26 protein-coding genes are annotated in these 26,010 nt (G+C 62.0%); 11 read left to right on the top strand and 15 right to left on the bottom strand.

The genetic code is table 11. From position 1 onward, the window contains the following. Positions 1 to 72: 72 nt before the first annotated feature. Entirely contained in the window at positions 73 to 879 is an 807-nt protein-coding gene (locus tag D0T11_RS02040) for a hypothetical protein (protein ID WP_119654112.1), read from the top strand. Positions 880 to 1,054: 175 nt separating this feature from the next. Here D0T11_RS02040 and msrA read toward each other — a convergent pair whose 3' ends face one another. Both msrA and D0T11_RS02030 read right to left on the bottom strand, forming a co-directional pair. Continuing rightward, positions 1,055 to 1,591, bottom strand: a complete 537-nt coding sequence (msrA, locus tag D0T11_RS02035; RefSeq protein ID WP_119654111.1) for a peptide-methionine (S)-S-oxide reductase MsrA — start codon at positions 1,589 to 1,591, stop codon at positions 1,055 to 1,057. A 201-nt stretch (positions 1,592 to 1,792) separates the two neighbouring features. Beyond that, the gene (locus D0T11_RS02030; RefSeq protein WP_119654110.1) at positions 1,793 to 2,677 is read right to left on the bottom strand and encodes a 3-hydroxybutyryl-CoA dehydrogenase; all 885 of its coding nucleotides are present in this window, start codon (positions 2,675 to 2,677) and stop codon (positions 1,793 to 1,795) included. Between the two features lie 343 nt (positions 2,678 to 3,020). Here D0T11_RS02030 and D0T11_RS02025 point away from each other — a divergent pair, with 343 nt between their 5' ends. Beyond that, positions 3,021 to 3,179, top strand: a complete 159-nt coding sequence (locus D0T11_RS02025; RefSeq protein ID WP_119654109.1) for a lmo0937 family membrane protein — start codon at positions 3,021 to 3,023, stop codon at positions 3,177 to 3,179. Positions 3,180 to 3,291: 112 nt separating this feature from the next. On the opposite strand, the gene D0T11_RS02020 is transcribed toward D0T11_RS02025, so the two are convergent. Continuing rightward, entirely contained in the window at positions 3,292 to 4,080 is a 789-nt protein-coding gene (locus tag D0T11_RS02020; RefSeq protein ID WP_147374481.1) for a hypothetical protein, read from the bottom strand. A 19-nt stretch (positions 4,081 to 4,099) separates the two neighbouring features. Next, positions 4,100 to 5,722, bottom strand: a complete 1,623-nt coding sequence (locus D0T11_RS02015; RefSeq protein ID WP_119654107.1) for an ABC-F family ATP-binding cassette domain-containing protein — start codon at positions 5,720 to 5,722, stop codon at positions 4,100 to 4,102. Between the two features lie 299 nt (positions 5,723 to 6,021). Between D0T11_RS02015 and D0T11_RS02010 the strand changes: the two genes are divergently transcribed. Together D0T11_RS02010 and D0T11_RS02005 are read left to right on the top strand one after the other, a co-directional pair. After that, a complete protein-coding gene (locus D0T11_RS02010; protein WP_119654106.1) occupies positions 6,022 to 6,495 on the top strand; it encodes a DUF4199 domain-containing protein in 474 nt (157 codons plus the stop codon). A gap of 263 nt (positions 6,496 to 6,758) precedes the next feature. Continuing rightward, complete coding sequence (locus D0T11_RS02005) at positions 6,759 to 7,157, top strand: hypothetical protein (RefSeq protein ID WP_119654105.1); 399 nt, start codon at positions 6,759 to 6,761, stop codon at positions 7,155 to 7,157. Between the two features lie 144 nt (positions 7,158 to 7,301). Here D0T11_RS02005 and D0T11_RS02000 read toward each other — a convergent pair whose 3' ends face one another. After that, positions 7,302 to 7,706: a hypothetical protein gene (locus D0T11_RS02000; RefSeq protein ID WP_119654104.1), complete on the bottom strand. Its 405-nt coding sequence runs from the start codon at positions 7,704 to 7,706 to the stop codon at positions 7,302 to 7,304. Positions 7,707 to 7,829: 123 nt separating this feature from the next. Here D0T11_RS02000 and D0T11_RS01995 point away from each other — a divergent pair, with 123 nt between their 5' ends. Then, positions 7,830 to 8,648, top strand: coding sequence for a murein L,D-transpeptidase catalytic domain family protein (locus D0T11_RS01995; RefSeq protein ID WP_119654103.1), 819 nt, complete (start codon positions 7,830 to 7,832; stop codon positions 8,646 to 8,648). Positions 8,649 to 8,765: 117 nt separating this feature from the next. Here the strand turns inward: D0T11_RS01995 and D0T11_RS01990 are convergent, their stop codons facing one another. Then, positions 8,766 to 8,960: a hypothetical protein gene (locus D0T11_RS01990; protein WP_119654102.1), complete on the bottom strand. Its 195-nt coding sequence runs from the start codon at positions 8,958 to 8,960 to the stop codon at positions 8,766 to 8,768. Positions 8,961 to 9,155: 195 nt separating this feature from the next. Here D0T11_RS01990 and D0T11_RS01985 point away from each other — a divergent pair, with 195 nt between their 5' ends. Together D0T11_RS01985 and D0T11_RS01980 are read left to right on the top strand one after the other, a co-directional pair. Next, positions 9,156 to 9,965: a M48 family metalloprotease gene (locus tag D0T11_RS01985; RefSeq protein ID WP_119654101.1), complete on the top strand. Its 810-nt coding sequence runs from the start codon at positions 9,156 to 9,158 to the stop codon at positions 9,963 to 9,965. Between the two features lie 113 nt (positions 9,966 to 10,078). Next, positions 10,079 to 11,005, top strand: coding sequence for a diacylglycerol/lipid kinase family protein (locus tag D0T11_RS01980; protein ID WP_245990575.1), 927 nt, complete (start codon positions 10,079 to 10,081; stop codon positions 11,003 to 11,005). Here the strand turns inward: D0T11_RS01980 and D0T11_RS01975 are convergent. Both D0T11_RS01975 and D0T11_RS01970 read right to left on the bottom strand, forming a co-directional pair. Beyond that, on the bottom strand, positions 10,983 to 12,206 hold the full coding sequence (locus D0T11_RS01975; protein ID WP_119654100.1) for a metallophosphoesterase: 1,224 nt from the start codon (positions 12,204 to 12,206) through the stop codon (positions 10,983 to 10,985). The two genes, D0T11_RS01980 and D0T11_RS01975, sit on opposite strands and share 23 nt — an antisense overlap. A gap of 91 nt (positions 12,207 to 12,297) precedes the next feature. After that, a complete protein-coding gene (locus tag D0T11_RS01970) occupies positions 12,298 to 12,930 on the bottom strand; it encodes an LON peptidase substrate-binding domain-containing protein (protein ID WP_119654099.1) in 633 nt (210 codons plus the stop codon). Positions 12,931 to 13,178: 248 nt separating this feature from the next. On the opposite strand from D0T11_RS01970, the gene mtgA reads away from it, so the two are divergent. Together mtgA and D0T11_RS01960 are read left to right on the top strand one after the other, a co-directional pair. Continuing rightward, positions 13,179 to 13,922 carry a monofunctional biosynthetic peptidoglycan transglycosylase gene (gene mtgA / locus D0T11_RS01965; protein WP_119654098.1) on the top strand — a complete coding sequence of 248 codons (744 nt, stop codon included), beginning with the start codon at positions 13,179 to 13,181 and terminating at the stop codon, positions 13,920 to 13,922. A gap of 79 nt (positions 13,923 to 14,001) precedes the next feature. Beyond that, positions 14,002 to 14,460 carry a YybH family protein gene (locus tag D0T11_RS01960; RefSeq protein WP_119654097.1) on the top strand — a complete coding sequence of 153 codons (459 nt, stop codon included), beginning with the start codon at positions 14,002 to 14,004 and terminating at the stop codon, positions 14,458 to 14,460. Positions 14,461 to 14,549: 89 nt separating this feature from the next. On the opposite strand, the gene D0T11_RS01955 is transcribed toward D0T11_RS01960, so the two are convergent. Together D0T11_RS01955 and D0T11_RS01950 are read right to left on the bottom strand one after the other, a co-directional pair. After that, complete coding sequence (locus D0T11_RS01955; RefSeq protein WP_119654096.1) at positions 14,550 to 15,734, bottom strand: App1 family protein; 1,185 nt, start codon at positions 15,732 to 15,734, stop codon at positions 14,550 to 14,552. A gap of 149 nt (positions 15,735 to 15,883) precedes the next feature. After that, positions 15,884 to 16,693, bottom strand: a complete 810-nt coding sequence (locus tag D0T11_RS01950) for a M48 family metalloprotease (RefSeq protein WP_119654095.1) — start codon at positions 16,691 to 16,693, stop codon at positions 15,884 to 15,886. A gap of 265 nt (positions 16,694 to 16,958) precedes the next feature. Between D0T11_RS01950 and D0T11_RS01945 the strand changes: the two genes are divergently transcribed. After that, positions 16,959 to 18,077 (top strand): DNA topoisomerase IB, encoded by a 1,119-nt coding sequence (locus D0T11_RS01945; RefSeq protein WP_119654094.1) that lies wholly within the window; start codon positions 16,959 to 16,961, stop codon positions 18,075 to 18,077. 106 nt (positions 18,078 to 18,183) lie between these two features. Here D0T11_RS01945 and D0T11_RS01940 read toward each other — a convergent pair whose 3' ends face one another. Then, the gene (locus D0T11_RS01940) at positions 18,184 to 19,779 is read right to left on the bottom strand and encodes a hypothetical protein (RefSeq protein WP_147374480.1); all 1,596 of its coding nucleotides are present in this window, start codon (positions 19,777 to 19,779) and stop codon (positions 18,184 to 18,186) included. Positions 19,780 to 19,932: 153 nt separating this feature from the next. On the opposite strand from D0T11_RS01940, the gene D0T11_RS01935 reads away from it, so the two are divergent. Then, entirely contained in the window at positions 19,933 to 21,534 is a 1,602-nt protein-coding gene (locus D0T11_RS01935) for a hypothetical protein (protein WP_119654092.1), read from the top strand. Between the two features lie 173 nt (positions 21,535 to 21,707). On the opposite strand, the gene D0T11_RS01930 is transcribed toward D0T11_RS01935, so the two are convergent. The 4 genes from D0T11_RS01930 to D0T11_RS01910 form a co-directional block, all read right to left on the bottom strand. Next, positions 21,708 to 22,127: a hypothetical protein gene (locus D0T11_RS01930; RefSeq protein ID WP_119654091.1), complete on the bottom strand. Its 420-nt coding sequence runs from the start codon at positions 22,125 to 22,127 to the stop codon at positions 21,708 to 21,710. A 200-nt stretch (positions 22,128 to 22,327) separates the two neighbouring features. Beyond that, positions 22,328 to 23,821 carry an exonuclease domain-containing protein gene (locus tag D0T11_RS01925; RefSeq protein ID WP_119654090.1) on the bottom strand — a complete coding sequence of 498 codons (1,494 nt, stop codon included), beginning with the start codon at positions 23,819 to 23,821 and terminating at the stop codon, positions 22,328 to 22,330. A 232-nt stretch (positions 23,822 to 24,053) separates the two neighbouring features. Continuing rightward, positions 24,054 to 24,398, bottom strand: a complete 345-nt coding sequence (locus D0T11_RS01920; protein ID WP_245990577.1) for a PA2169 family four-helix-bundle protein — start codon at positions 24,396 to 24,398, stop codon at positions 24,054 to 24,056. Positions 24,399 to 24,672: 274 nt separating this feature from the next. After that, the gene (locus D0T11_RS01910; RefSeq protein ID WP_119654087.1) at positions 24,673 to 25,857 is read right to left on the bottom strand and encodes an AI-2E family transporter; all 1,185 of its coding nucleotides are present in this window, start codon (positions 25,855 to 25,857) and stop codon (positions 24,673 to 24,675) included. Positions 25,858 to 26,010: the final 153 nt, after the last annotated feature.

Genomic DNA, 26,010 nt, shown 5'->3' with positions numbered 1-26,010 from the left:
CGCGTACGTCCTACGCCAGTGCATGGCCCATCTGCAAAAATCCGTGAAATCCGTTAAAATTCGCGTTAATCTGTGATCAAGACTGTTGTATCGGCCGCGCAGGCCCGCGAGGAAGTGCGCGACTACATTGCCCAGGAGCTGGGTATCGACCCCGAAAGCGTGCAGACCCGCGTCGCTTTCAACCGCGAACTGCCTTGGGTAGATGGCCGCAGCCGGCCCTGTTTCCTGGTGGAATGGGCCGAGCCCAACGGCCGCGACGGCGTAGCCATTGCCGGCCCCTACACCTACAACTTCTTCGAGTTCACCCGGGCCGACGCCTACCAGTTGGGCGCACAGAACGCGTGGCGGCAGCAGTTGCTGAACCTGTACGCCGGCTGCGAGCTGGTAGCCCAGGCCCGCCTCACCCAGAGCCTCACCGATGTGTCCGACCCCACCCGGCTGGCTATCATCAAGCAAAATCTGGAAGAGCGCAGCAACTGGCGCGTGGGCGTCAACGTGTCGCTGCGCGACTTCCTGCGCCTGGGCACCGATGAGTATTACATCTTCAACGGCAGTTGGGTCTGGAACCCGAACTACCGCTACTCCCACCTCAAGGGCTTCATCCCCTACGGCGAGAAAACCCTGATGAGCCTGCCCAAGCAGGAGTTCATTCCCGTCAAATCGGCTTCCCCCTTCGAGGCCCTGCCCGAAGTGGGCGAAGACGGAGCGTATCCGGGCGAGCTGGTGAGCTTCCTCATCGTGAAGAACGACCAGATTCTGGAAACCCGCGCCCTCGACCTCTACGCCCGCACGCTCATAAACCAGGTGGCCTTGTTCTACGCTATCGGCCAAGAGCGTGGCCCCTTTCAGATTGATGTTCAGAACCAGCCGCAAGGCTAAATTGCTGAGCTGAACCGGTGGTATAAACTGCTGAACCGGCATAAAAAGAACTGTCATCCTGAGCGCAGCAAAGGACCTTATTACGCAAAAACAGCCGTATCAACGACTGATTCCAACGTGATAAGGTCCTTCGCTGCGCTCAGGATGACAGTTCTTTTTATGCCGGTTCAGCGGGCTAAACCGCCGCTTTCAGCTTGTCGCCGAACACGGCTTTTACCTTGTCTACCTTGCTCTTGACCACAAACTGGCAGTAGGGCTGCGAGCCGTTCAGATTGTAATAGTTCTGGTGGTAGGCTTCGGCCGGGTAGAACACCGGCAGGGGCAGGATTTCCGTCGTGATGGGGCCGTCGAAGGCATTGGCTGCGGTGAGCTGCTGCTTGTAGGCCGTGGCCAGGCGCTGCTGCTCGTCGTTGTGGGTGTACACGCCCGAGCGGTACTGCGTACCCGCATCGTTGCCCTGGCGGTTGAGGGTGGTGGGGTCGTGGGTTTTCCAGAAAACCTCCAGCAACTCCTCGTAGCGGACAACGGCCGGGTCGTAAGTTACCTGGATCACCTCGTTGTGGCCCGTCAGGCCGCTGCACACTTCCTTGTAGGTGGGGTTGGCGATGCGCCCGCCGGTGTAACCCGACACGACTTTATCCACGCCCTTTAAATGCTGAAATACGGCTTCGGTGCACCAAAAGCAGCCGCCGCCAAACGTGGCTTGTTCCATATAATCACAGATGTTGCAGATGATTGGATGCCGCTGATTCGTTCAGCGGCGGCAGTATAACGCACGAAGGAGGGAAGCTGTTCAAATTCCCGCTTTCGGTCATGCCCGCCAGTTGTGGTAACGGCCTGCACCTGGCTTTCGGTGTGCTCCATGCCATAGCCGAACGAATCAGTGGCCTCCAATCATCTGCAACAGCTGCAATTACCTGAAGTGGGGGGCAACTACGAGCTCTTTGGTGCCGTGGCTCCAGGCGTAGAAGCCTTCGCCCGACTTCACGCCCAGGCGGCCGGCCATCACCATGTTCACCAGCAGCGGGCAGGGGGCGTACTTGGGGTTGCCCAGGCCGTCGTGCAGCACCCGCATAATGGCCAGGCACACATCGAGGCCGATGAAATCGGCCAGTTGCAGTGGTCCCATGGGGTGGGCCATGCCCAGCTTCATCACGGTGTCGATTTCTTCGACGCCGGCCACGCCCTCGTGCAGCGTAATGATGGCCTCATTGATCATGGGCATCAGAATACGGTTGGCCACGAAGCCGGGGAAGTCGTTGACTTCGGTGGGCGTTTTGCCTAATTGCCGCGACAGGTCCATGACCCGGGTCGTCACCTCGTCGGAAGTGGCGTAGCCCCGAATAACTTCCACCAGCTTCATCACCGGCACCGGATTCATAAAGTGCATCCCAATGACCTGGGCCGGGCGCTTGGTAACGGCTGCAATGCGGGTAATGGAAATAGACGACGTGTTGGTAGCCAGAATAGCCGTCTCGGGGGCATACTGGTCAATCTCGCGGAAGATATTGAGCTTGAGCTCCACGTTTTCGGTGGCGGCCTCCACCACCAGGTCGGCGTTGAGCACGCCTTCCGAGAGGCTGGTGTAAGTAGTCAGGCGGCCGAGGGTGGCCGTTTTATCGGCTTCCGCGAGGCTGCCCTTACTTACCTGGCGGTCCAGGTTTTTGCCAATGGTGGCCAGGCCCTTGTCGAGGGCGGCTTGGTTGATATCGATAAGAGCGACGGCAAAGCCATGTTGCGCGAATACGTGCGCAATGCCATTGCCCATGGTGCCCGAGCCAATAACGGCAACATTCATAGGGGTGGGGGAAAAGTGGGTGGGAGGTAGGCACGAACCGGCCAAAAGCCGAATGCGCCGCCGCAAAGCTAACCCGAAACGGTGGCCGACCCAATTCCCCAGCCCACCGAAGTGACCGGTTACTCGCATTTTCGGGCGGCTAAAAAAGTGCTTTTTTATGGGCACCAGGTGTCTTTTTATTGCAATAATGGAAAATAGTCAGATAGAAATTAAACCTTTTGCCCGAAAGCGTGCGTACAAACCCGCAGAATGGCTTCCCGCCGCAAAATCACCCGATACAGGCCGGGAACCTCCCTTTTCTCTTTCCCCCTTTCTCTTTCCCCAACTCTCTCCCTTTTCAATCATGGGCAATCTGCTGTACATCATCGCCGTAATTCTGATCATTCTCTGGGCTGTTGGCTACTTCGGTATGCACGTTGGTGGTGGTCTGATCCACATCCTGCTCGTTATTGCCATCATTGCCATTCTGCTGCGCGTAATACGCGGCGGTAGCGCAGTCTAGCTACCAGCCCTCCTTTTCGGCCGGGAAACTGACCGAAACTTTAGTCTGAAAAGCCAAAAAACCCGCTCAATAGCTGAGCGGGTTTTTTTGGCTTGAACTGGAACCGGTAGGCTTACTTGAGATCAAACAGGAAGCTAAAACGGATGACCGGCTGCCCATAAATATCATTAAACCCATCGTTGAAGTTGTAGAGTACCACAATGTCGGCGGCCGCCCGGTCGCTGAATCGGTTCCGGTAACCCACGCCGGCCAGGGGCGTTGCTACCGTATTCTTGTACACGCCCAGGTTGCCGAGCAGGTCGTAGCCCAACACTTCGGCATTGGTTACCTCGTATTCACCGTGCACGAAAAACTCCTTGTACACGATAAACTGCGCGAAGCCTTTAAATCCCAGACTCTTGGTGCTGATGGAGGGGCCGCCGTTGCCGAACGAGTAGTGGTTGTAGGCGTACGAAATACCAGGTCCGGCCGCGAAACGCTCCGAAAACCGGTAGCCCACTGCCGGCGCAATGCTGGCGCTGAACTGATTGTAGCCATTATAGCCGCTGAAGCCCAGCCCGAGGTTGGTATAGAGAAAATACTTGCGCAACGGCGGGGGCGGCGCGGCTACGCCCGGGCGCTGGGGCAGATCCATGCCCGAGGGGCGGCTGGGGTCGTAGGGGGCGCGGGAGGCCGGCACATTGGGGTCGGGCGTGGCGTCGGGAGGCGGCGTGGTAGGAGCTGGGGCCGTTGGGGCGGGCTGGTACACGGGCGGCGCGGTGGGCACGGGCGCCGAGCCGGGCGGGGCCGTATTCAATTGGGGCTTCACGGTGCGGGTGCTATCGGTGCGCTGGGCCCAAACGGTAGGGGCCAGCCCCAGGCTGGCCCCACCAAATAGCAGCAAGAAAAGGAGTCGTTTCATGGTGCCTGTAAGAACGTAATTACGATACCAACTGATACATCTTGCGGCGCTGGGCCTTGATATTTTCGTCGGACAGATACTCTTCGTACGTCATCCGGCGGTCAATAATTCCATCCGGCGTGAGTTCGATGATGCGGTTGGCCACGGTTTCAATCACCTGCAAATCGTGGGAGGCAAACAGCAGGGTGCCGTTGAATTCCTGCAACGAGTTGTTGAGGGCCGTGATGCTCTCCAGGTCCAGGTGGTTAGTCGGGTCGTCGAGCACGAGCACGTTGCCGGCTTCCATCATCATTTTGCTGAGCATGCAGCGCACCTTCTCGCCCCCGCTCAGCACGTTCGACTTCTTCTGCGACTCATCGCCCGAAAACAGCATCCGGCCCAGGAAGCCCCGGATAAACGACTCGTCCTTCTCGGTGCTGTACTGGCGCAGCCAATCCACCAGGTTCAGGTCGGTATCGAAGAACTCGGTGTTCTCCTTGGGGAAGTAGCTGGGCGTGATGGTGGTGCCCCAGTTGAACTCGCCGGTAGCGGCCTTGATCTGCTCAAACAGGATGTCGAACAGCAGGGAAGAGGCCCGGTCGTCGCGGCTCACAATGGCCACCTTGTCGCCCTTGTCGAGCATGAACGAGACGTTGCGGAACACGGTCTGGCCGTCTACTTTGGCGCTCAGGTTTTCCACCGTCAGCAGCTGGTTGCCGGCCTCGCGCTCGGGCTTAAAGGCAATGTAGGGATACTTGCGCGAGCTGGGCTTGATTTCTTCCAGGGTGAGCTTCTGGAGCAGCTTCTGGCGCGAGGTGGCCTGCTTACTCTTGGAGGCGTTGGCCGAGAAGCGCCGCACGAACTCTTCCAGCTCCTTGCGCTTGTCCTCAGTTTTCTTGTTCACCTCCTGGCGCTGGCGCAGCACGAGCTGGCTGCTCTCGTACCAGAACGAGTAGTTGCCGGGGTACATGGTAATCTTCGAGAAGTCGAGGTCGGCCATGTAGTTACACACCGCGTCGAGGAAGTGGCGGTCGTGGCTGACCACAATCACGGTGTTCTGGAACGAGTCGAGGAAGTTCTCGAGCCAGAGGACCGTTTCGGCGTCGAGGCCGTTGGTGGGTTCGTCGAGCAGTAGCACGTCGGGATTACCGAACAGGGCCTGGGCCAGCAGCACCCGTACTTTGTCGGAACTGCCCAGGTCACCCATCAGCGTCTGGTGCTTGTCTTCGGCAATGCCCAGGCCCGAAAGCAGCTCGGCGGCCTCGTACTCGGCGTTCCAGCCTTCGAGGTCGGCAAACTCGCCTTCGAGCTCGGCGGCCCGCTCGCCATCGGCGTCCGAGAAATCTGCCTTGGCGTAGAGGGCATCTTTTTCCTCCATCACTTTCCAGAGGCTGGTATGGCCCATCATCACGGTCTGGAGCACCGGAAAGGCGTCGGCCGCGAACTGGTCCTGCTTGAGCACCGACAGGCGCGAGCCCTTGGGCATGTCTACCGAGCCGGTGTTGGGCTCAATCTCACCCGACAGGATTTTCAGAAACGTAGACTTACCGGCCCCGTTGGCCCCGATGAGGCCATACACGTTGCCGGGCATGAATTTGATAGATACGTCTTCAAAGAGGACGCGCTTGCCGTAGCGCAGGCTTACGTTGGAGGTGCTGATCATATAGGAGAAATGCGGAAAAACGCGGAAAAACCGGCCGTGTAGCCCAATGCATGGACTGCCGGCCCACAAAAGTACGGAAAATGCCCCGCCCGTGCCGACGGAAAAGCAGACCACGGCCGGATCGGGTGAAAAAACAACCCAAATTTACAACAACCTTGCCCTCAGCCGGGTATAGAGTTAGAAGCGGAGTGCCAGCCGCCGCCCCGGGGCGGCGGTACCCAACCACCTGGCTCGGGGCGGGAGTTCCGGTACTGGTCACCGATCCGAAAAATATCTTTCACTCTCTAATCCCTTTCCTCATGGCTGATACCAATCTTACGCCCGAAACCAACGGGGTTCGTTATGGCTTACTGACGGCCGTAGGCATGATGGTGTACTTTGTGCTGGCTTCCTTGTTTGGCCTGACTGAGCGCATTGAGCTGAGCTTCCTGAACGGGCTGCTGCTGGCCGTTGGCATCTGCGTAGCCATTGTTCACTACAAGCGTAGCCGCCACGGCCGGATGCCGTATCTGCACGGCTTTGGCACCGGTATTATTACGGCCGTAGTGGCCTCGGTGGCTTTTGCCTTCTTTTTTATCTTCTACGCCGGGGTACTCAACCGCTCCATCATGAACGACATCCGGGCCCAGGATCTGTTTGGGTTCGATTTGTCGGTTACCATTGCCTTTCTGGCCATTATCCTGCAAGGGGCCATGTCCGGCGTCATCATCTCCCTGATTGCCATGCAATACTATAAAAGCCCCGACCACAAACCCCTGACAGGCCTGGAGTAGGCTTCGTAAGTAGCTGACTGACAAAGGCTGGCCCCACACGGGTCAGCCTTTCTTATGCGCTGGCTTAATAAACCAGTAGTGTATTTAAAGTGATTATTTAAATAATAAATTGTCTGTAAGTATGAAAAAGGTTTCTGAATGTGACTTTTAATATATATATTTGTATGAAATACGTGTCAAGCGGGGAATCTTTCTCACCTCCGACAAGTTCTAGGCCTACACACCAAGTAGTACGTTACTCGTATGCTTTCCACCACCGTTTTATGAAAGCTCTTCTTCTCATTCTCACTCTCCTGGGCACTGTAAGCACCGCCGCTCACGCCCAGATGAAGGACCGTTACGCGGAACGTCCCGGCAATCCCGATCCTTCGGCCGCGCGGGTGGAGGATCTGACCCGGCAGATGAGCCGGCAGCTCCGCCTCAATGAGGCCCAGTACATTCAACTGCGCGACGTAAACAAGATCAAGCTGGCCCGTACGGAGGAAATCAGCTGGCAATTCCAGGAAAACCCACTGGAGCGAAGCGTCAGGCTGGCCGAGTTGCAGGCCCAGTACGAGGCCGAATGCGGCCGGATTCTGACCCCTTCCCAACTCAGTATGCTCCGCAGCGAGCAGCCTGAAGCCGTGCCGGTTCCTGCCGCCAACGAAGGGGGGCTGGGGTGAGCCGACCCGGTTTTCAGCCCGTTGGCCCAACACATGAAAAAGCGCCGCTTCCAGTCTGGGAGGCGGCGCTTTTTAACTGATTCAGGTACCGGCAACGAGCCCCGGCAGCTTTGTAAAAGTAAGCTGATAAATGGAATAATTATATTACTGTTCAGCCAGAACGGGCAGGATAACCTCCGTGACCGTGCCGGTAGCTCCGCTACGAAGCATGACCCTGTTGCGGGCGGCACGAGGGTGGCCGGGGCCGCATTGCGGACCCGGCGTTACGTAATAGATGTACACTTTGTCGCTCTGCTCACCTAGTTCTTCTTCGTCGGGGTGACCCAGAACGGCCGTAATATCATTGATACGGGCTTCAAACAGGTCGTTGCGGTGGCGGGCCAGCACCGGCAGCAGGGCCGCGCGCTGGTTGCGGCAGCCGTAGGGGTCGGCCCGCCAAGCGGCAGAATCAAAGTCCGGCAGTTCCGGCAGGTTGTGGCCGCAACCTGAAAACGAGAGCACGGCCAGTCCGACGGTGGCACGCACGACCAAAGCAGGAACGATTTTCATGGGCAAGTATGTAAGAGGGGCAGGGTTAGCTGAGGAAAAAGTGCTATTTTTGGCTGATCCCAGGCTGCGTAGCTCTGCAAGGTACCTTCAAATTCATTCGCCCCGACTACTCTATCCTAGCCGATGCCGAACTTACCGACGATTACTGCCGGTCTTTTCCTGACGTGTTTTTCCTGCCTGCTCCCCGCCGGCGCTGCTCCAGCCCGGCCCCCCGCACTGCCGGCCACTGCCTCCCGCATTGCTTCTGCCCCGGAGGCCACTGCCCCCACCCGGCTGAGCGTGGCCGAGCGGGCCGCGTATACGGCTGCTTTTGAGCAGAACGTGGCTCAAACATACGTTCAGGCCAACCTGATGGGCAGCGGCCTGCCCGTTCAGGTGTACCGCAAGGCCCTGATCGGCTTCTATAACCTGCAACAGCGGGGCCTGATCAGCGCCCGCTGCCATACCCTCAGCATCATCGACTTCAGTCAGTCGAGCACCCGGGAACGGTTGTGGGTAATCGACCTGAGCCAGGGGCGGCTGGTGCACCACAGCCTGGTAGCCCACGGCAAAAATACGGGAGAAGAATTCGCGCGTACCTTTTCGAACCGGGAGGGCTCCGAGATGAGCAGCCTCGGCTTCTACGTAACCAGCCACACCTATCAGGGCAAACACGGCCTGTCGTTGCGGCTGGAAGGGGTGGATGCGGGCTACAACACCAATGCCCGCAGCCGGGCGGTGGTCGTGCACGGGGCCGACTACGTGAGCCCGGCTTTTGTGCAGCGTCACGGACGGTTGGGCCGCAGCCAGGGCTGCCCGGCGCTGCCGTCGGCCGAAGCTCCGGCCATTATCCGGCGTATCAAAGACGGTACCGTGGTGTTTGCGCACGGCCCCGAAGAGGCGGCTTATCATTCCTCCCTGCTCGAACTGGACGCTGCGCTGCTGGCTTTTGCTCAGCATTAGGGGTTGAAATAGCACCTGAGCTGATTTTCCCGGCCGGCCCGCTGAAGGCCCGCGCCCCCCGCCAACCGGTAAGAACCGGCTGACGGGGGGCGCGGGCCTTCAGCGGGCCGGCCGGGGCTAGGCCCGGTCGCTGGTCGTGCGCACCAGGCTGATGCCGGCAAAAAAGAACAGCAGGCCCACCACGAAGGGAACCAGGGCATTCATTTTACTGAGGCCCAGACTGCCGATTTGCATGAAGCCCAGAGCCCCGAAGATGATGCCCAGAATACCCAGGATGGTGAGGATACTGCCGAAAGTGCGTTTCTGATTCATGGCGAAGGGAAAAAGCAGTGAATGGAGAAGGTTGAGGGAGAGAGAGCCGTCGCAATTGGGCCTGATACGTAGCCCACCGAAGTTTAGGTTTCGGGGCAGGGTGAAACCCTGCCGGAAAGGCCGCGTTACAAGCTGCCGGGGCAGAGTAGCCGCCCTTCCGAACTCTCACTCACTCTCCTTACTTCCCAACCAATCATGCGAGGCAACTTACGGTACATTCTGGCGCTGGTGATGGCCGCCTTCGCCTTCATTCCCTACTATTGCAACACCCAGAAAAACGAGGTGACCGGGGAGGTGCAGCACGTAAATATGTCGGCCCAGCAGGAAATTGCCCTGGGCCTGCAAGCGGCCCCCGAAATGGCCCAGCAATACGGCGGCCTGCACCCCGACCAAAAAGCCGCCGCCGCCGTGGAGCGCATCGGGCAGCAGATTGTGCGCAGTACCAAGGCCGGCCAGACGCCCTACAAGTTTCAGTTCCATCTGCTGGCCGACGAGAATACCATCAACGCCTTTGCCCTACCTGGCGGCCAGGTGTTCATTACGGCGGGCCTGCTGAAAAACCTGACTTCTGAAGGACAGGTAGCTGGGGTGCTGGCCCACGAAATCGGGCACGTGGTGGCGCGGCACTCGGCCGAGCAAGTTGCCAAATCGCAACTCACCAATGGCCTGACCGGGGCCGCCGCCATTGGCCTCTACGACCCGGACCGGCCCAGCACGGCCGCTTCGGCCGCCGCCGCCGCCATGGTCGGCAAGCTGCTCACGCTCCGCTACGGCCGTCAGGATGAGCTGGAAGCCGACAAGTTGGCAGTCGATTTTACCCCCTCGGCCGGCTATGATCCGCGTTCTATGATTCAGGTGATGCAGATTCTGGAACAGGCCAACCAGGGCAGCAAGCCGCCCGAGTTCATGAGTACCCACCCCAACCCCGGCAACCGCATCGAAGAAATTCAGCGGGATATAGCCACCGACTTTCCGCAGGGGCTGCCGGCTAACCTGAAGCAATAGCTTCTTCACTTATTTCTTTCTCGCAGAGCCGGCCGCGTGCCGGCTCTGCGCGTTTAGCAGCCAACGGCTCGGCGGGCTTCGCTGCTACGCTTCCTTTTCTACTTTGCCTGCTCATGCAAACCGTTTCGTCTGCCCCGCTGCGGCGGCTGCTATTCGTACTCAACCCCATTTCGGGCGACATCGACAAGGCCCGGCTCGCCACGGCAATCAGCGCCTACTGCGCGGCGCGCGGCCGGGTGGCGGCGTTCTTTGCGACTACCGGCGACCAGGATCTGGCCCGGCTCCGAACCCACCTGGCTGCCTGCCCCCCGGACGCGGTGTTTGCCGCCGGCGGCGACGGCACGGTGAGTCTGGTGGCGGAGGCCGTGGAGGGTACTGCGGTGCCGTTGGGCATTCTGCCCCTGGGCTCCGGCAACGGGCTGGCCAAGGACCTGGGCATTCCCCTGGACCCGCAAGAAGCCCTGCACCTGGTCTGGCAGCACCGGGTCCGGAGTCTCGATACGTTGCGGGTGGGGGGGAAGTTCGCGACTCATCTGGCCGACATGGGGTTCAATGCCCTGGTAGTAAGCAAATTTGATGAAGGCAAGGTGCGCGGGCCGGCGGCTTACGTGCGCATTGCCACCCAGGAGTACGCCGCCTACGAGCCGGCTACCTACTATATCGAAACCGACCGCGAAACGTGGCAGGGACCGGCCTTCATGCTCACCATGGCCAACGCCAACACCTTTGGCAGCAATGTGGTCATCAACCCCGGCAGCCCGCTCGACGACGGCCAGTTTGAAATCTGCCTGATTACGCCCTTTCCCAACTCTGCCGCGCCCGCCTTGCTCTACCGCCTCTACACCAGCGGCTTCGATGCTTCGGAGTACACCCGGCGGCTCCATTGCCATCGGGCCCGGATTACCGTGAGCGGGGCCGCCCGGGTATTGGCGCAACTGGACGGGGAACCCTGCTACCTGCCCACGCCCGTGGAGGTGGAAATCCGGCCGCGCAGCCTGCGCGTGCTGGTACCCGCCGCTACCGCCGAAACAACTGAGTGATTTCGGCGGCGAAGGGCCGGTTATCGGCCGGCGGCGCGGGCAGCGTGCGCAGGTGCAGGCGGAATACTTCGGGGCAGTTGCCGGGCTCCAGGGTTCGGAGCCAGGTTTCGTGAGGGGAGTAGAAATCGAGGCTGAAGAACCCCTGGTGCTCGTGCACGAAGGCAGCCTGCCCGCCCTTCTGCACGAAAGCCGTTTTACTGCCGGCCCCGCTCACGAGGTAGTGGCCGCCCTGGCGCTGGAAATATTGCAGGTTATGGTCGTGGCCGGCGGCGTAAATAACCTCCGGGAAATCGTGCAGCACCCGCAGCAGGCGGCGGCGCATTTTGCGGTAGCGGGGGTGGGCCATATCCTCGGCCGCGCCCACCCACTTGCGGTACAGGGGAAGCAAAGAACCGATGAAGGGCAGGGGCAGGTAGGCCCGCTTGTGCACCGTAGTGAGCGGAAAAACGTGCTGCTTGGCCGTAAACTTGCCGCCATGCAGGGCATTGGAATACAGCGGATGATGGCCGGCCACCAGTACCTGCTGGTGGGCGTTGGCTGCGAGCAACTCCCGCAGTTCCCGGAAGGGCCGGCGGGAATCGGCGGCGGGGCGGGGGCCGGACTGCACCCACCATTGGGTATTGAGCACGATCAGCAGTAGCCCTTCGGTGAGCTGAACGCTGACGGGACCGGGCGCGCCGTTGGGGGGCAGGTAGTGGGCCGCAGGCAGGTGCTCGCGCACGTAGGCCTCCTGTCGCCGCAGATACTCCCAGCCGTTGGGGCGGCCCTTGTTCCAGTCGTGGTTGCCGCTGAGCAGGACCACCTGCCCCTCGAACCGGCCCAGGGTGGTGAGCAGGGCGTTGAAGCGGGCCACGGCCACGGTCCGGCCGGGATGCTCCGGGGCGGGCAGGCCGGTCGGGTAGATGTTGTCGCCGAGCAGCACGATGGTGCCGGCCGGGCCGGTTTCCTGCTCCCACTGCTCCAATAGCCGCAGAATGGGGTCGGTGCCGTCGGTGGCTACCGCGCCGGGGTCGCCGAGCAGGGCCACGCGGTGGCGGGGCCGGCCTGGTGGTAGTGGGCGGGCCGCCCAGTCGTTGTGGGCGGGGGCCACGTAGGGGCGGCGGCGGTACTGCCTCTCCTGGGCGTAGCGGCGGGCCAGCCAGAGCAACAGCAGCCCGGCCAGCAGCAATAATCCGTAGAACAGGAGGGAAGTAAAGGACACGCTGGTTTGAGTTAATAAAGAGGGTTGGCAGTAGCCAGAGCGCCCGGCGGCGGCGCTTAGCCGAACGTGCTGGTCACCAGTAACCGGACCCTCAAAAAGAGGGTGGCGTGAGGTTCTTGAAGTGGCCGTTGAGGCGCACTCGTTCCTTCAGGCGCTCCGTTTCCTGCAAAACCGGCAGAATGTGCGCCAGGTGCTGCAAGGCCAGGTGCTGGCGCTCTACTTCTGAGGTGGCTTCCAGCAGCTGATATTCCTGCTCCGTGCTCAGGCCTAGCTGGTGGGCCACGTCATACACGCGGAAATCGGGTGTCAGGTCCTGAAAGAGGCGGCGCAGCCCCAAAATATCGTAGAGCTGCTGAATCAGCGCCCGAATCTGGTCGTGGAGGACCGGGTCGGCGGCCGCGTCGTCGGCCACGGGCTCAATGGTGGCCCCGGCGTAGAGCTTGCCGGGCAGCTCCCGGAAAAATTCGTCTACCCGAAACAGGCCCACGGCTTTGGAGCGGATATCCAGCTCGCCCGAGGCGTAGCTTTTTTCCACGCTCAGCAGCCGCATTTCGGTGCCCAACTCACTTACGGCCCCATTCAGGTAGGGTGGCACCCCGAACGTAATGCCGTCTTGCAGACAGTCGCGCACCAGCTGGCGGTAGCGGGGCTCAAAAATATGCAGATTGAGCTTTTCGCCGGGGAAAACGACCAGGTTGAGGGGGAACAGAGCTAACTGGCGCATGAACGGGGGAGAGTTGCAAGAAGTAGAACTACGGCGCGGCGGCGGGCTGCCAGCCAATATCCGGCTTTTTCCAGAACAACCGAACGGCCAGAATTTCCCGGCGGCCCGATGTTTTTTTGCCCGATTCCTGGCTGGGGCCGGATCCGCAGGAGCTGGCCCGGCCGGCTATTGGGGGCCAGTCCTGAAACAGACGCTATTTTTACGGGGGCTTCGCGGGGAAGCCCAGGAGTGAAACAGTTGCCAAACGCGTGACAGACTACAAAAAACAAGCCCGCCGGGCCGGGCGCATGGTATTGCAAGTGGTGGTCGTCGCGTTCCTGGCCTCGGTGGCCTGGGTGCTGCTCTACCGCTGGGTGAGCCCGCCCGCCACCTGGCTCATGCTCGACCGGCGCGCCCACGCCCCGGTTGGTAAAGGCTACCAGGGCCTGCGGGAGCAGGACCGTCATATTCAGTATCATTTCCGCACCCTCGACGAAGTATCGGCCCAGCTGCCGCTGGCCCTGGTAGCGGCCGAGGACCAGCGTTTCCTGCTCCACCACGGCTTCGATGGAACCGCGCTGTGGAAGGCCGCTAAATCAAACTTCGAAGGCAAAAAGCAGCTGCGCGGCGGTAGCACCATTTCGCAGCAGGTGGCCAAGAACGTATTTCTCTGGCACGGCCGCAGCTACGTGCGCAAGGCGGCCGAAGCGTACTTTACCCTGCTCATCGAACTGCTCTGGAACAAGCGCCGCATTATGGAAATGTACCTGAACGTGGCCGAAATGGGCGACTGTATCTTCGGGGCCGAAGCGGCTTCGCAGCAGTATTTTCACAAATCGGCCGAGAAGCTCACGCCCGCCGAGGCGGCCCTGCTGGCCGGGGTGCTGCCCAATCCACTGCGGTTCCGGGCCAGCAACCCGGGACCCCAGGCCCGGGCCAAGCAGCGCCGGGTGCTGCGCAACATGCGCCGCCTGGGCGGCACCGCCTACGTGCGGGAGCTGATGGGGGAATGAGTGCCCCGGCGCTGTTGCTGATTACTTTTCGTCTGGCCGGCCGCCGTATGTCGGCTCCTGCCATAAAGCTCCTGTATCGATGAAACCTTTGCTGTTGACGCTGCTACTCGCGGCGGCCGTTTTGCCGGCCTGCACTCCCCGCGTGGCCGCTCTCTCGCCGGCGGCTACGGCTACCGCCCGCCACGATATTCTGGCCGTGCTCCAGCGTCAGACAGCCGCCTGGAACCGGGGCGACGTGGCCGGCTTCATGCACGGCTACTGGCAGAACGACTCGCTGGTCTTCATCGGTAAGAGCGGCCTTACCTACGGCTACCAGCCCACGCTCGACAACTACCGCCGCAGCTACCCCTCGGCCGCCGCCATGGGCCAGCTCGATTTCACCCACCTGCGCATCCAGCCCCTGAGCCCCGACGCGGCCCACGTCATCGGCCGCTGGCACCTGGCCCGCCCCGCCGCCGGCGACCTGCAAGGCCACTTCCTGCTGGTCTTCCGTCGCCTCAACGGCGAGTGGGTCGTGGTGGCCGACCATTCGAGTTGAATGCGTGAGGTGGGGAACAAGAAAGAACGGTTATCCTGTGCTGTGTCCAGGATAACCGTTCTTTCTTGTTCCCCACCTCACGCATCCACTCACTCCATCACCGGCTGGCCGGTTCCCTGGCCGTCGAGGCCTTCTGCTGCGGGGGCAGTTTCGTCCTTGTGTTTGTCCTGCTCGACGGCGGAAATGGCTTCCTGGAAGATGAGGCCGGTCTGGGCGGCGTGCCCGGCGGCTTGCACGGTGTCTTTCACCAGCAGCAACTCTACCTGCTCGTTGTACAACTCGGCCCGGACCTGCTCGACCAGGGCGGCGCGCTGGGGCAGGTTCACGTCGCGGATATAAATGGCCAGAATGCGGCCGGGGTGGCGGCGCACCACTTCGCGGTAAATGTTGGCGTCTTCCTGGCCCGAGTCGCCGATGAGCACGAACGGGAGCAGCGGGTAGGTGAGCAGCAGGTTGTCGATTTCGCGGAGCTTGTGGCCGTGGTGCTCCGAGGCGGCCCCTTCGGCCTTCCGCTTGAGGGCCATATCGCGCAGCAGCAGCGGGCCGGGCGGAATGCCGTTCAGGTCCAGGAAGTCTTCCAGCAGATCATACAGGTTCCAAGGGGAGCTGCTGACGTAAAAAAAGGGGTTGTTGCGCTTGCCGTTGCGGCCCAGCTGAAGCTGGCGGTAGAACTCGGCCACGCCCGCGAAGGGCAGGCGGGAGCGGGCGTTGCGCAGCAGCACCGTGCGGGCCATGCGCAGCAAATCGGTGGCCGAGGTCTGGATGACAGTATCGTCGAGGTCGGAAATAATGCCGTACTCGGCATCGGGCGGCGGAATGAGCACCAGGGCGCGGGTGCGCAGGCCCGCCGGGGTCGGGAGCGGTGCCGGCGACTGGCGCAGGGCCACTTCTACCGGATACCAGAGTAAGTCAATCGGCTCGGGCAGGCGGCCGGGCTCCAGATTGAGCGTGAAGTAGCCCTCCTCATCCGAGAGCACCGGGTGGTCGGAGCCGTCGGCGGGTAGTACGCTGAGCTGGGCCCCGCTGATTTCGTTGCTGTCGAAGCGGCGGTACATGTTCAGCAGGTTGTGCCAGCGCGAGGCGTCGGCATCGGGCTGACTGATGCCCTTGTCGGTGAGCACGCGCCCTTTCACGTAGAGCCGGGTGGTAGTGCCGTAGCTGCGGTAGGGCACCAGCTGGAGTGGGTGCAGCAGCCCGAGACGGGCGCGGGCGCGGGTCAGGGCCTCGTCGGCCTGCTCGGCCCAGCCGCTGAGTTTATTCAGTAAAGAAGCCATAGGGGGCAAAGAAAGCAGTTTGCCGGCAAGCAACTCAGGCGGGAGCCCGCCCGGGGTGTTGTCGTGCCGTCGTCAACGGCGCCGGATCAGCCACAAAAAAGCTCCCGGCAATACGGCCGGGAGCTTTTTTTAAAGCAGCTGCAGTGGTGCTACAACGCACTTTTCAGCTGGTTGAAGTCGGCCGAGCCGGCCGTACGGTTGCGGCAGTTCAGCTCGTCGGCTTTGGTTTGGATGTTCTGGATGCGGGAGCCCGGGTCGGGGTGGGTGCTCAGGAATTCGGGCGGGTTTTGCTGGCCGTCGTTCTGGGCCTTGATAAAGAAGCCGGCGGCCCCGTCGCAGGCGTAATAGGTGGTGCCGTTGAGGTATTCCACTGAGTAAGCGTCGGCCTCGGTTTCAAAGTCGCGGCTGAATTTGAGCTGGCCCAGGCCGCTGGCCACGTCCACGAGCGTGTTCTGGTTGTCGCCCAGAATCAGGCTCAGCAGCACGCCGATGCCGTACTGCTGCTGGAGCTGGCGGGAGGTGTGGCGGCGGTCGGCGTGGGCAATTTCGTGGCCCAGCACCCCGGCCAGCTGGGTTTCGTTGTCGAGGTACTTAATCAGGCCCGAATACACGTAAATGTGGCCGCCGGGCGTGGCAAAGGCATTCCGGGTCTGGTCGTCGCGGATAATCTTCACATCCCAGGGAAACTCGTTGCGGTACTGGAGCTTCCCCGAGTTGAGCAAGCGCAGCACGATTTTGTTGAGCGCCGCGTAGGCCTGGGGGTTGCTGGTGGTTTCCAGCAGCTGGCCCTTGGCGCGGAAGGTTGAGTCGGTCTGGGCGGCCACTTTCTGGCCCAGGGCCTTGTCGTCTTCGATGGAAAACAGGAGTACCCCGTCGCCGTCTTTGGAGCAGGAGGCTGCTCCGCCCAGGGTGAGGGCGAGGCCCGCCAGCAGGCCGGTTTTTTGCAGAATATGGTGCATAGAAAGCGCGTGAAGAAGTGGTTGAACAAAGGAGAGCTGCCCGGCCCCCCAGAGAAAACGGTGCCAGAGCCGGCGGCCTGCTAACGATGAGGGTAGAGGAGGTGTTGTGTAAAGGGCCGGTAAAACGCGCCGCAGATGGCCTATGCGCCGCAGAATCAGCCAGAAAAAAACGCTTTCTGCCGCCGGCCACCTTTCGCCGCGTTTCTGCGTAGAGCCAAACCCGCCCGCCAGTTCCGGCGCGCGGCGGCTACCCCGTCCTGCTTCTATGGTTACCACTGCCACTGCCCGCCCTAAAACCAGAAAAAAACGCCTCGAACCGCTGCCCGCAGCCCACGAACTGTATAAAGACCCCGCCCGCCAGGCCGAGCTGGCCGGGTTGCGCTACCTCACCGACGCCCAGCCCGGCCTGACCCGCGAAACCACCCGGGCCGGCAACGTGCGCTACCGCACGGCCAAGGGCGAGCTGCTCACGGACGAGAAAACCCTCAACCGCATCGCGGGCTTCGGGATTCCGCCGGCCTGGACCAATGTCTGGATTTCGCCCTCGCCCAACACCCACTTGCAGGTAACGGGTCGCGACGCCAAGGGCCGTAAGCAGTACCTCTACCACCCCGCCTGGGACCAGGCCCGGGCCCTGACCAAGTTCAGCCGTCTGCGGGCTTTCGGCGAGCAGCTGGCTGGCCTGCGCGCGCGCCTGCATCAGGACATGGCCCGCCCCGGCCTCAACAAAACCAAGGTAGTGGCCCTGGTGCTCACGCTCATGGACCAGTCGTTCATCCGCGTTGGTAACAAGGAATACGCCCGCAAGAACAAGACCTACGGCCTGACCACGCTGCGCGACAAGCACGTGCAGGTAAGCGGGGCCGATGTGCGCTTTAGCTTCGTGGGCAAAAAGAGCGTACCCCACGACCTGACCATTCATGACCGGAAGCTGGCCCGCCTGGTGCAGAAGTGCAAGGAAATTCCGGGCCAGCACCTGTTTCAGTACTATGCCCCCGACGGCCACCGCCAGGAGCTGGAATCGGGCGACGTGAACGACTACCTGCACGAGGCTACGGGCCTGAAGCTCTCGGCCAAGGACTTCCGCACCTGGGGCGGCACCGTGAAAATGGTGGAGGCCCTGGAGCGCATCCTGGACGAGGAGCCCGAGTTCCCCCAACCCAAAACCCTGAAACGGGCCATCAGCGACGTAGCCGACAACCTGGGCAACACGCCCAGCGTGTGCTCCAAATACTACATTCACCCCCAGGTCATCGAGCTCTTCAACTCCAACCAGCTCCTCGACTACCTGCGCCGCCACAACGCCGACCCCACCGAAAACGACCTGCTGACCCCCACCGAACACATGGTGCTGGAGATGCTGAAAGAACTGGAGGTGAAATAGTGAGGTGGGGAATAGTGAGGTGCTGTTMGAGGGACCTCAAGGCGCAAGTTGCGCAACCAAGTCCCTCGAACAGCACCTCCCCACCTCCCCATTTCACCCCCTCCCCTCATCTCCCCGAGCCGTCCCGGTCAAAAGCGTGGGAGAAGACGTTGTGGGCGGTTTTGTTCTTGGTTTCGGGACCGGGGCGGAAGTCGTTGTTGCGGGCCGTATCGAAGAAGCGGGTGCGCTTGCGCAGGCCGGCCACCCGGGACGAATCCTGGACCAGGTCCTCGCCAGGGCCGCCGTAGATGTCGATGAACGGTGAGCGGCGCACGGAGCCCGATACCACGAACTCATCCTTGCCCTGGAGGCCGTGCAGCCGCACCCGGCGCGTATCCTGGGGGTTGAAGCGGCGGCGGTAGAGCAGGGTTTCGCCCCTTCCCACTTTGTCGTTTTCCAGCGAGTACACCGACACCACGGTGGCCGTATCGTTGAGGCGCTCCACCTCGAACCGCTCGGCCTGGTCGGTGCCGGCGATGAGCACCTGCTCGGATTTGAGGCGGTAAAACTTCTCGGCGGCCTGGGGCAGGGCGGCGCGGCGGGCCTTCAGGCTGGCAACCAGGCGGGGGCCTTCCAGCCGGTACACCTCCGGGGGCAGGCCCTGGCGCACGGCTACCTCAATCACGGCATCGGTGAGGCGCTGCTGCAAGTCGAGGGCCGTGGCCCGGTAAGTGGCGCGGGGCACGGCCGCCAGGGCCCGCTCATCAACGAAGGAAGCGTTGCGGGTATAGCCCTCGATGCTCTGGTAGCGGGGGCGGAAGGTGCGGAATTTCTTCACCAGCTTGCTCACCACCCAGGAGGCTACCCCGTCATCAAAGCGAAAAAAAACCTGGTCCCGGTCCTGGGGCACGGGCTTCCAGAGCAGCCGGTGGCCCGGTTGCGCGTAGGCCGCCCAGCTCCACTGGCCCTCGTGCCGGTCCCAGTCGCCGAGCCAGAGGTCGAGCAGGCGGGCGCGCAGGTAGGCGGCCCCGTCGAGCTGGTGGCGCTGGCTGGCATAGCGGTTGGGCAGCAGGTCCTCGGTTTCTACTAGGTCCTCGGCCCCGGCCACCGGTCCGTCAATGTTCGGCTTGCCCTCGTATTTGCGTTCCAGCAACACCACTTTGCCCCGGAATTTCTCCGACGCCTCGCCCAGCCCCGTCTCATCGGCCCGCACGTAAAAGGCCCGGGGAGAGGCGTGGAGCACCCCTGCCGCAGTGGCCAGCGGGGGCACCACGAAGGCCCCGTAGGGCATGGCGGCGGCCGTGGCGTCGCGCACCGTAGCCAGAATAAAGCCCTGGCGCAGGGCTTTAGGCAGGGTTTTGTACGGGTCTTTGTCGATGCTGCGCACGGCGTAGCTGCGCCCGGCCGAGTCGGTCATCGTCATGCTGATGGTTTGGAAGCCGCCGCCCATTTTGGCGAAGGCAAGGCCGCCGGGCACTACGGTAGCGGGCGTAAGCACGGGCAGCGTAACGGGCTCGGCCCAGGCGCGGCGGTAGTGCGGACCCAGCAGCAGGCGCCCGCCCGGCCCCCGGTGGTAGTGGCGGCCGGCCGTCACGCGGGCACTGTCGGCGGCGGCGGGCAGGGGGGTAGCAAAATCGACCCGGGCATCGGGCTGAAAGAAGGTGTCCCGGCTACAGGAAGCAGCCGTCAGCAGGAGCAAAGGCAGGACGTATCGTGGATTCATGCAGGACAAAAAACGCGGCGTGGATTCCTTCAACGCAAGTTCGCCGGAAAAGTCAATATCGCGCCAATACAACCGCCGGGGCCGGAGTTGCGCTATAAGGCAGGCTGCTCCGTTCGGAACCGGCCTGCTCCTTCCGCATCCTATCTGCGCCCCGTGTTATTCTCCTCTTCTGCCCCCTGGCTGGGTGCGGCCCTCAGCAGCGGCCTGCTGCTGGTTTCCTGCTCCGCCCCCGCCCAGCCGACTACCACCGCCCGCCTGCCCGTTATCGGCCCCGACTCTACCGTGCAGGTAGCCGCCGGCCCCCAGTACGACCGCGGGGCGGTGCACCGTTTTTTCTGGGGCACCCACTACCGGGAACTCTGGGGGCTGCCCGTAACGGTGCCCGTGTTCAACCTGCGCACGGCCGTGCCCGGCGGCCTGACCCCCATCAAAGAGGGCGGCTCGTTCCAGACCAAAAACCTGCGCCTCACTGACCGCAACGGCGTGCAGTACGTGCTGCGCTCCGTGGATAAGGATGCCACCCGGGCCCTGCCCGAGGGCTTGCAGGCAGGAGCCATCGGCCGGGTGATGAAGGACCAGACCAGTGTTATCCATCCGTACGGGGCCTACATCGTGGCCCCACTGGCCGAGTCGGCGGGCCTCTACCATACCAACCCGCGTCTGGTGTATGTGGCCGACGACCCGGCCCTGGGCGAGTTCCGCCAGGAGTTCGCCCACGCGCTCTACCTGTTTGAGGAGCGCCCCGAGGGCGACCAGAGCCGGGTGGCCAGCTTCGGCAACTCCAGGCAGGTGGAAAGCTCCCGCAAGGTGTTTACCAACCTCATGGAAAGTGCCCGCTACCAGGTCGATGCCCGCCAGTACCTGCGCAACCGCTTGTTCGATATGTGGCTCGGCGACTGGAGCCGGCGCGAGGACCAGTGGCGCTGGGCCGGCTTCCCGGCGGCCGGCGGCACCACCACCTATAAGGCTATTCCGCGCGACCGGGACCATGCCTTTTTCAAGTTCGACGACGGCCTGCTGACCCACATGATTGGCTGGGTGAAGTCCAACTACCAGAGCTTCCACGAGAAAATCCGCCTCGCCGACGTGGAGGGCCTCAACCGCGCCGCCCGGCCCATGGATAAGTCCTTGCTGCCCTATCTGACCCGGGAAGATTTCCGGCAGGTGGCCGACTCGCTGCGCAATTCCCTTTCCGACGCGGCTATTGCGCGGGCGCTGGCCGTGTGGCCGCCCGAGGTGCGCGCGGTCAGCCAGGCCGATTTTACCCGCAAGCTGCGGGCCCGCCGCGACCAGCTGCCCGCCGTAGCCGACAAGTTCTACGCCCTGCTCAACCGCGACGTGGAGCTGCCCGGCTCCGACGAAGCCGAGCGCTTCGTGGTGGAGCCCGCCGGCCCCGCCGCAGTTCGGGTGCAGCTATACCGGCTTGCGCCCACCGGGGCCACGCTGCTGCACCAGCGCACATTCACTACGGCCGAAACCCGTTCCATCAAGCTATTTGGCCTGGGCGGCAACGATTCGTTTGAAATCCGGGGCGAGCCTACGGCCAAAATAGAGCTGGGCATCTATGATGGAGCTGGCGAAGACCTGATCGAGGCCACACCCGCCCCCGGCCAGCGCCCGGCCAGCCGCCTCACCGTGTACGACAGCGGCGACGGCAACACCCTGCGCGTGGGCAAGTTCAAAACCGAAGCCTACCAGCCCAGGGCGGAGGAATTTGATGCCGCCGGCTGGCTGCTGCGCCACCGCCTGTATTAGGCGAATGGCTGAAGCCCACAGCTACTATGTTTTTCATGTAAGGTGGAATCCTGAGTAAGCACGAAGCCCCTGACGCCAGCATGGACGTCAGGGGCTTTTAGGTAGGTCGGGGGGAGGAGAGCTGCATGAGGAACAGCTCCCTCACTTGCGCCTTTACCGGGTCAGGCAGTAGTTCATTCCCTGTCCCGTAGCCACTGCATGGCCGCGCCTTCGTCGCCGAAAAGCTGGATATGGTAGTGGCTGCTCCCCTGGGCGGGGGCTTTGGCCAATACGGCCAGGGGAGTGGCTCCGGCGGCGGCGGGCTGCCAGGTAGCGGCTACCAGACAAGCCAGCCGCACGCTTTGGCCCTGCAACCGGGCGCTGATGCCCGGCAGGTACTCCTGGGCCAGCCAGCTCACCATTGCCTCATCAGACTGGTTGCGGCGGCGGGAGTCAATCAGCCAATGGCGGGCCTGATGCTCGAGGGCTATGGCCAGCACCTGGCCGTAGCCCTGTTGCAGCTCGGCCTGGGAAACGTCGCGCAGCCAACGGACAATCAGCAGGGTTAAATCGGCGCGAAAGGTGATGGAAATGTAGGGAAGTTCAGGGGTCATAGGGCGGGAGCCACTGGGCTGCTCGGGGGCGCAAAGATACGGCGACCCGTGTAAAGAGTTTCCCCGCGGCGCGTATTCGCCCAGCTTCAGCCCTTACAGGCCGCAGCAGCCAGCGTCTCCGGCCGACCAGAAGTGGTGTTGGTTGGCCCTGCATTACCTGCGGACACGGCCCAGCCAGCAGCCAACAGCTTCAGCCCCCCTCAGAACACCTGCACCTTGTCTGGGTGCTTAGTGCGCAGGTACTGGCGGATAATCTGCTGCACGTCCTTGTTGTCGTTGAAGTGTTTGATGGCCTCCCGGAAATGCTCGAAGCGCCGGGCCGAGAAAGTCTCATCCACGTAGCCGAAACCCAGGTAGCGCCCGTTCTCGACCACTACGAGGCTCTTTTCATCGGCCCGCCGACCAGTTCCCACAACCACGAATGAGCCGTGCTCATAGGTAAACGACTCGATGGCCGCCTCCACCCGCTGGTTGTAGGCCTCGGCCGGCTCCAGCCCCAGGCAGGCCCCCTGGCAGCGGTGCACCTGATAATCGAAACAGGCCCCCTGGGTTTTGTATAAGTCGCAGAGCTTCTGGCAGAGGTTGAACTTGGCGACCTTGTGAAACAAAAAGCCCTTGGCCTTGTACTGGTCACCGAGGGCAATCAGCGGGTGCGACCCGGCGTGGTCGTCGGCGCGGCCGTAATAGAGGCGCTTGTAGCCGTTTTCGTCGGTGCGCAGGAATATGCCCGCCGGAAACACGGAGCGGCGCTGGGCGCGGTTGTAAAGCGGCTTCAACCGTTTGATTTCGTGCGACTCGTAGAGCAGCGCCACCAGCTCGGAACCAGTCAGCTCCCAGGTGATTTCGGTAATGGAGTTTTTGAACTCAATGCTTTTGCGCGACTTGTAATCAACGGCGAAGTGCTGCTGAATCCGCTTGTAGATGTTGATGCTCTTGCCCACGTAAATCACTTCCCCGGCCTCGTTGTGGAAGTAGTACACGCCCGTTTCGTGGGGCAGGGCCGCCACCTGGCCGGGCGTGATGTTGGGCGGTAGCAGCGCCGTTTTGATGGCCTCCTGCACCGCCTTGATCTTGCGGGGTGAGGGCTGCTTGGCCGGCGTCCCCGGGGCCGGCTTGCGGCCGGCCGGGGCACCGGCGTCCACTACGGCCAGGGCCTCGGCCGGGCTCAGGCCGGCGGCCGCCGCTGGCGCTTCCTGCTGCTGGCTGATGGTGAGCAGCCGCCCGAACAGCACGGCCGTAGCGGCGGCGTCGCCGGCGGCGCGGTGGCGGCCGTTAAGCTCAATGCCGATGTTCTGGCAGAGCTTGCCCAGACTATAGCTGGGCTGGCCCGGTATCAGCGAGCGGCTCAGGCGCACCGTGCACAGCGTTTTGCGCGAGTAGTTGTAGCCCAGATCGGCAAACTCCTTCTTCAGAAACGAGTAGTCGAAGCGCACGTTGTGGGCCACAAACACGCAGCCCTCCGTCATTTCCACCACCTTGCGGGCCACCTCATGAAACCGGGGTGCCTCGCGCACCATATCGTCGGTGATGCCGGTGAGCTGGGTGATAAAGAACGGGATGGACCGGCCGGGATTAATCAGCGAACTGAACTCATCCACCACTTTCTCTCCATCGTGAATGTAGATGGCAATTTCGGTGATGCGGTCCTGGGCGGGCTGCCCCCCGGTAGTCTCAAGGTCGATGATGGCGTACAAATGCGGGTTGAGCTGTTAGCTGCTAGCCGTTGGCCAATAGCTTTTGTGAGGTGGAATACGCTGCCCTGATTGGCTAAGCAGATGCGTAACAAAGATACCCGCCCCGAAGGTTGCACCGCCCACAACCGGCTGGTTTTGGCTGCTTCCGCCAAAAAAAAGAAGCCCACCAGAGAGGCAGGCTTCTTATCAGGAGGAAGGCCGGGAGCCACCGGCTCGCGGCCCCGGCCGGCAATTAGCTGCCTTTGTGCTGCGTAATCCAGTTTTTGGTGGAGAGAATCTTGCCGTGCTGCTTCTGAATCACGTTGCGGGCTTCTACGGGCAGCTCCTTGGAGCGCAGCGCCGCTTCGTAGCTGCTCAGGGCCGTGGAGTCGCCGGTTTCGCATTCGCCCAGAATGGCCGGGGCGTCCTGGCCCGTTACGGCCGATTTGATGTTGATCCAGCCCCGGTGCAGGGCAGCGGCGGCATCCGTGAGCGCGCCTTCCACGGTGCCTTCCTGCTCGGGGTTGATGCCGAACTGCTGGGCGTGCTGGTGCAGGTCGGCCGCAAACTGGGCGCGCTGCTGGCTGAACTCACTCAGCTTGGCCTTCAGGTCGGGGCTGCTGACGCCTTCGGCAGTTTCCTGCTAGCCTTTGGCAGCCATTTTATTGATTTCTACGAGGTCGTTGTATGCACGGGCAATCTCGCCGGTGATGATAGCCATGAGAAAGGAATTTTAGTATAAAACGATGAAGAAGCGCTCATGGCGCCGGGTGGGTTAGCCAACTGCTTCTACTGCGGCGGGGGCGGGTTGGGTTATCTATACAATTTGGCTCACACTTCGGAAAGGCTGTTTTGTGGCCCGCGCCGGCCTCTTACTGCTGCCGGCCCAGCAGGCGCAGCCAGAGCTTCCTGATGGTGCCGGGCTGGTTCGATTCGGACTTGGTCGAGTCGTCGCCCTCAGCCGTGTCGCCGAGCAGAAAACCCCAGGGTTCGGTCACCTGGTTGGCATCGAGCACCACCTTCATCACGGCCATCAGCGGAATGCTCAGAATCATGCCCGGCGTGCCCCATAACTCGTTGCCCAGAATCAGGGCCAGAATAGCGGCCAGCGGATTAATGCTCACCTGCGAGCCGGTAATCATGGGCGTAATAAAATTACCCTCCAGAAACTGCACCACCACAAATACCCCAATCACGAGGGCCGCCTGCAAGGGGGAGCCGGTTTCTACCAGCGTAATGATAGCCGGCACGGTGGCCCCAATCAGGATGCCGATGTAGGGAATAACGGCCAGCACCGAGGCGAAAATGGCGAAGAAGATGGCAAACTTCACATCCAGCACCAGCAGCCCAATGCCGTTGAGAATGGAGACAATCACAATCACCTTCAGCAACCCCGAAATATAGGCCTGCACCACGGTCTGGATGTTGTCGACGGTGTGGAGCACGGCCGTGCGCTTGTCGGGCGCCACGAAGCGGAACATGAACTGGCGCAGGTGGTCGCGGTAGAGCAGCAGGCAGAAGATGTAGATGAGCACCTGGGCCAGGTTGCTCAGGGCTGTGGTGGTGGTGGCAAGCGTGGTGCCGAGGTAGGAGCCCCCCGATTTTTTGATGGTTTTCATCGTCGTGTCCTTCAGGTCGGCCACGCTCATGGGCTGGTAGCCAAACTTGAGCCTGGCCCACTCCTGGGCCTCCGTGAAGAACTCCATCATCTTGGTCTGGAGCTTGGGCAACTCACTCTGAAACTGCGTCAGCTGGGAGGCAAAGGCCAGAATGATGCCGGCGAAAATGCCCATCAGCAGTAGCAGGCACAGGATAATGGCCAGAATGCGGGGTATGCCCCGGTTTTCGAGCCAGCGGCAGATAGGCAGCAGCAGCAGCGTAAACACGGCGGAGAACAGCAGGGGCAGCAGAATATCGTCGAGCTTGTGCAGGGCATACACCAGCAGCACGGCCCCGACCATGAAGAACGCAAACTGGATAATGGGCGTTTGCCGGACTACCGGACTGGGCGTGTGGCCGGAGGGCGGTAAATGATGTTGGGCGGCGGGGGAGAGCATTTTGCTAATGAAGTTGGGAGAGGTGAGGCGATAGAAAATGGATTTGATGAGTGCCTTGGGAAGACAAACCCGAAATGAACGGGGTGAGAACTGGGTTGGCAGAGGAGAATTTGCTAACTTTACTAGCGAAATGAGGGCGCGGAAACGGGCTTT

It is taken from the genome of Hymenobacter rubripertinctus, assembly GCF_003583925.1.
GTDB classification, from domain to species: Bacteria; Bacteroidota; Bacteroidia; order Cytophagales; family Hymenobacteraceae; genus Hymenobacter; species Hymenobacter rubripertinctus.
This window is presented reverse-complemented; position numbering and strand designations above follow the sequence as displayed.

Coding starts and splice junctions, on each gene's coding strand:
- D0T11_RS01985 (WP_119654101.1), top strand. CDS start 9,156: ATGCGAGGCAACTTACGGTACATTCTGGCGCTGGTGATGGCCGCCTTC.
- D0T11_RS01960 (WP_119654097.1), top strand. CDS start 14,002: ATGAAACCTTTGCTGTTGACGCTGCTACTCGCGGCGGCCGTTTTGCCG.
- D0T11_RS02020 (WP_147374481.1), bottom strand. CDS start 4,080: ATGAAACGACTCCTTTTCTTGCTGCTATTTGGTGGGGCCAGCCTGGGG.
- D0T11_RS01930 (WP_119654091.1), bottom strand. CDS start 22,127: ATGACCCCTGAACTTCCCTACATTTCCATCACCTTTCGCGCCGATTTA.
- D0T11_RS01945 (WP_119654094.1), top strand. CDS start 16,959: ATGGTTACCACTGCCACTGCCCGCCCTAAAACCAGAAAAAAACGCCTC.
- D0T11_RS01990 (WP_119654102.1), bottom strand. CDS start 8,960: ATGAATCAGAAACGCACTTTCGGCAGTATCCTCACCATCCTGGGTATT.
- D0T11_RS01940 (WP_147374480.1), bottom strand. CDS start 19,779: ATGAATCCACGATACGTCCTGCCTTTGCTCCTGCTGACGGCTGCTTCC.
- D0T11_RS02030 (WP_119654110.1), bottom strand. CDS start 2,677: ATGAATGTTGCCGTTATTGGCTCGGGCACCATGGGCAATGGCATTGCG.
- msrA (WP_119654111.1), bottom strand. CDS start 1,591: ATGGAACAAGCCACGTTTGGCGGCGGCTGCTTTTGGTGCACCGAAGCC.
- D0T11_RS02000 (WP_119654104.1), bottom strand. CDS start 7,706: ATGAAAATCGTTCCTGCTTTGGTCGTGCGTGCCACCGTCGGACTGGCC.
- D0T11_RS02005 (WP_119654105.1), top strand. CDS start 6,759: ATGAAAGCTCTTCTTCTCATTCTCACTCTCCTGGGCACTGTAAGCACC.
- D0T11_RS02015 (WP_119654107.1), bottom strand. CDS start 5,722: ATGATCAGCACCTCCAACGTAAGCCTGCGCTACGGCAAGCGCGTCCTC.
- D0T11_RS02025 (WP_119654109.1), top strand. CDS start 3,021: ATGGGCAATCTGCTGTACATCATCGCCGTAATTCTGATCATTCTCTGG.
- D0T11_RS01910 (WP_119654087.1), bottom strand. CDS start 25,857: ATGCTCTCCCCCGCCGCCCAACATCATTTACCGCCCTCCGGCCACACG.
- D0T11_RS01950 (WP_119654095.1), bottom strand. CDS start 16,693: ATGCACCATATTCTGCAAAAAACCGGCCTGCTGGCGGGCCTCGCCCTC.
- D0T11_RS01995 (WP_119654103.1), top strand. CDS start 7,830: ATGCCGAACTTACCGACGATTACTGCCGGTCTTTTCCTGACGTGTTTT.
- D0T11_RS02010 (WP_119654106.1), top strand. CDS start 6,022: ATGGCTGATACCAATCTTACGCCCGAAACCAACGGGGTTCGTTATGGC.
- D0T11_RS01970 (WP_119654099.1), bottom strand. CDS start 12,930: ATGCGCCAGTTAGCTCTGTTCCCCCTCAACCTGGTCGTTTTCCCCGGC.
- D0T11_RS01955 (WP_119654096.1), bottom strand. CDS start 15,734: ATGGCTTCTTTACTGAATAAACTCAGCGGCTGGGCCGAGCAGGCCGAC.
- D0T11_RS01980 (WP_245990575.1), top strand. CDS start 10,079: ATGCAAACCGTTTCGTCTGCCCCGCTGCGGCGGCTGCTATTCGTACTC.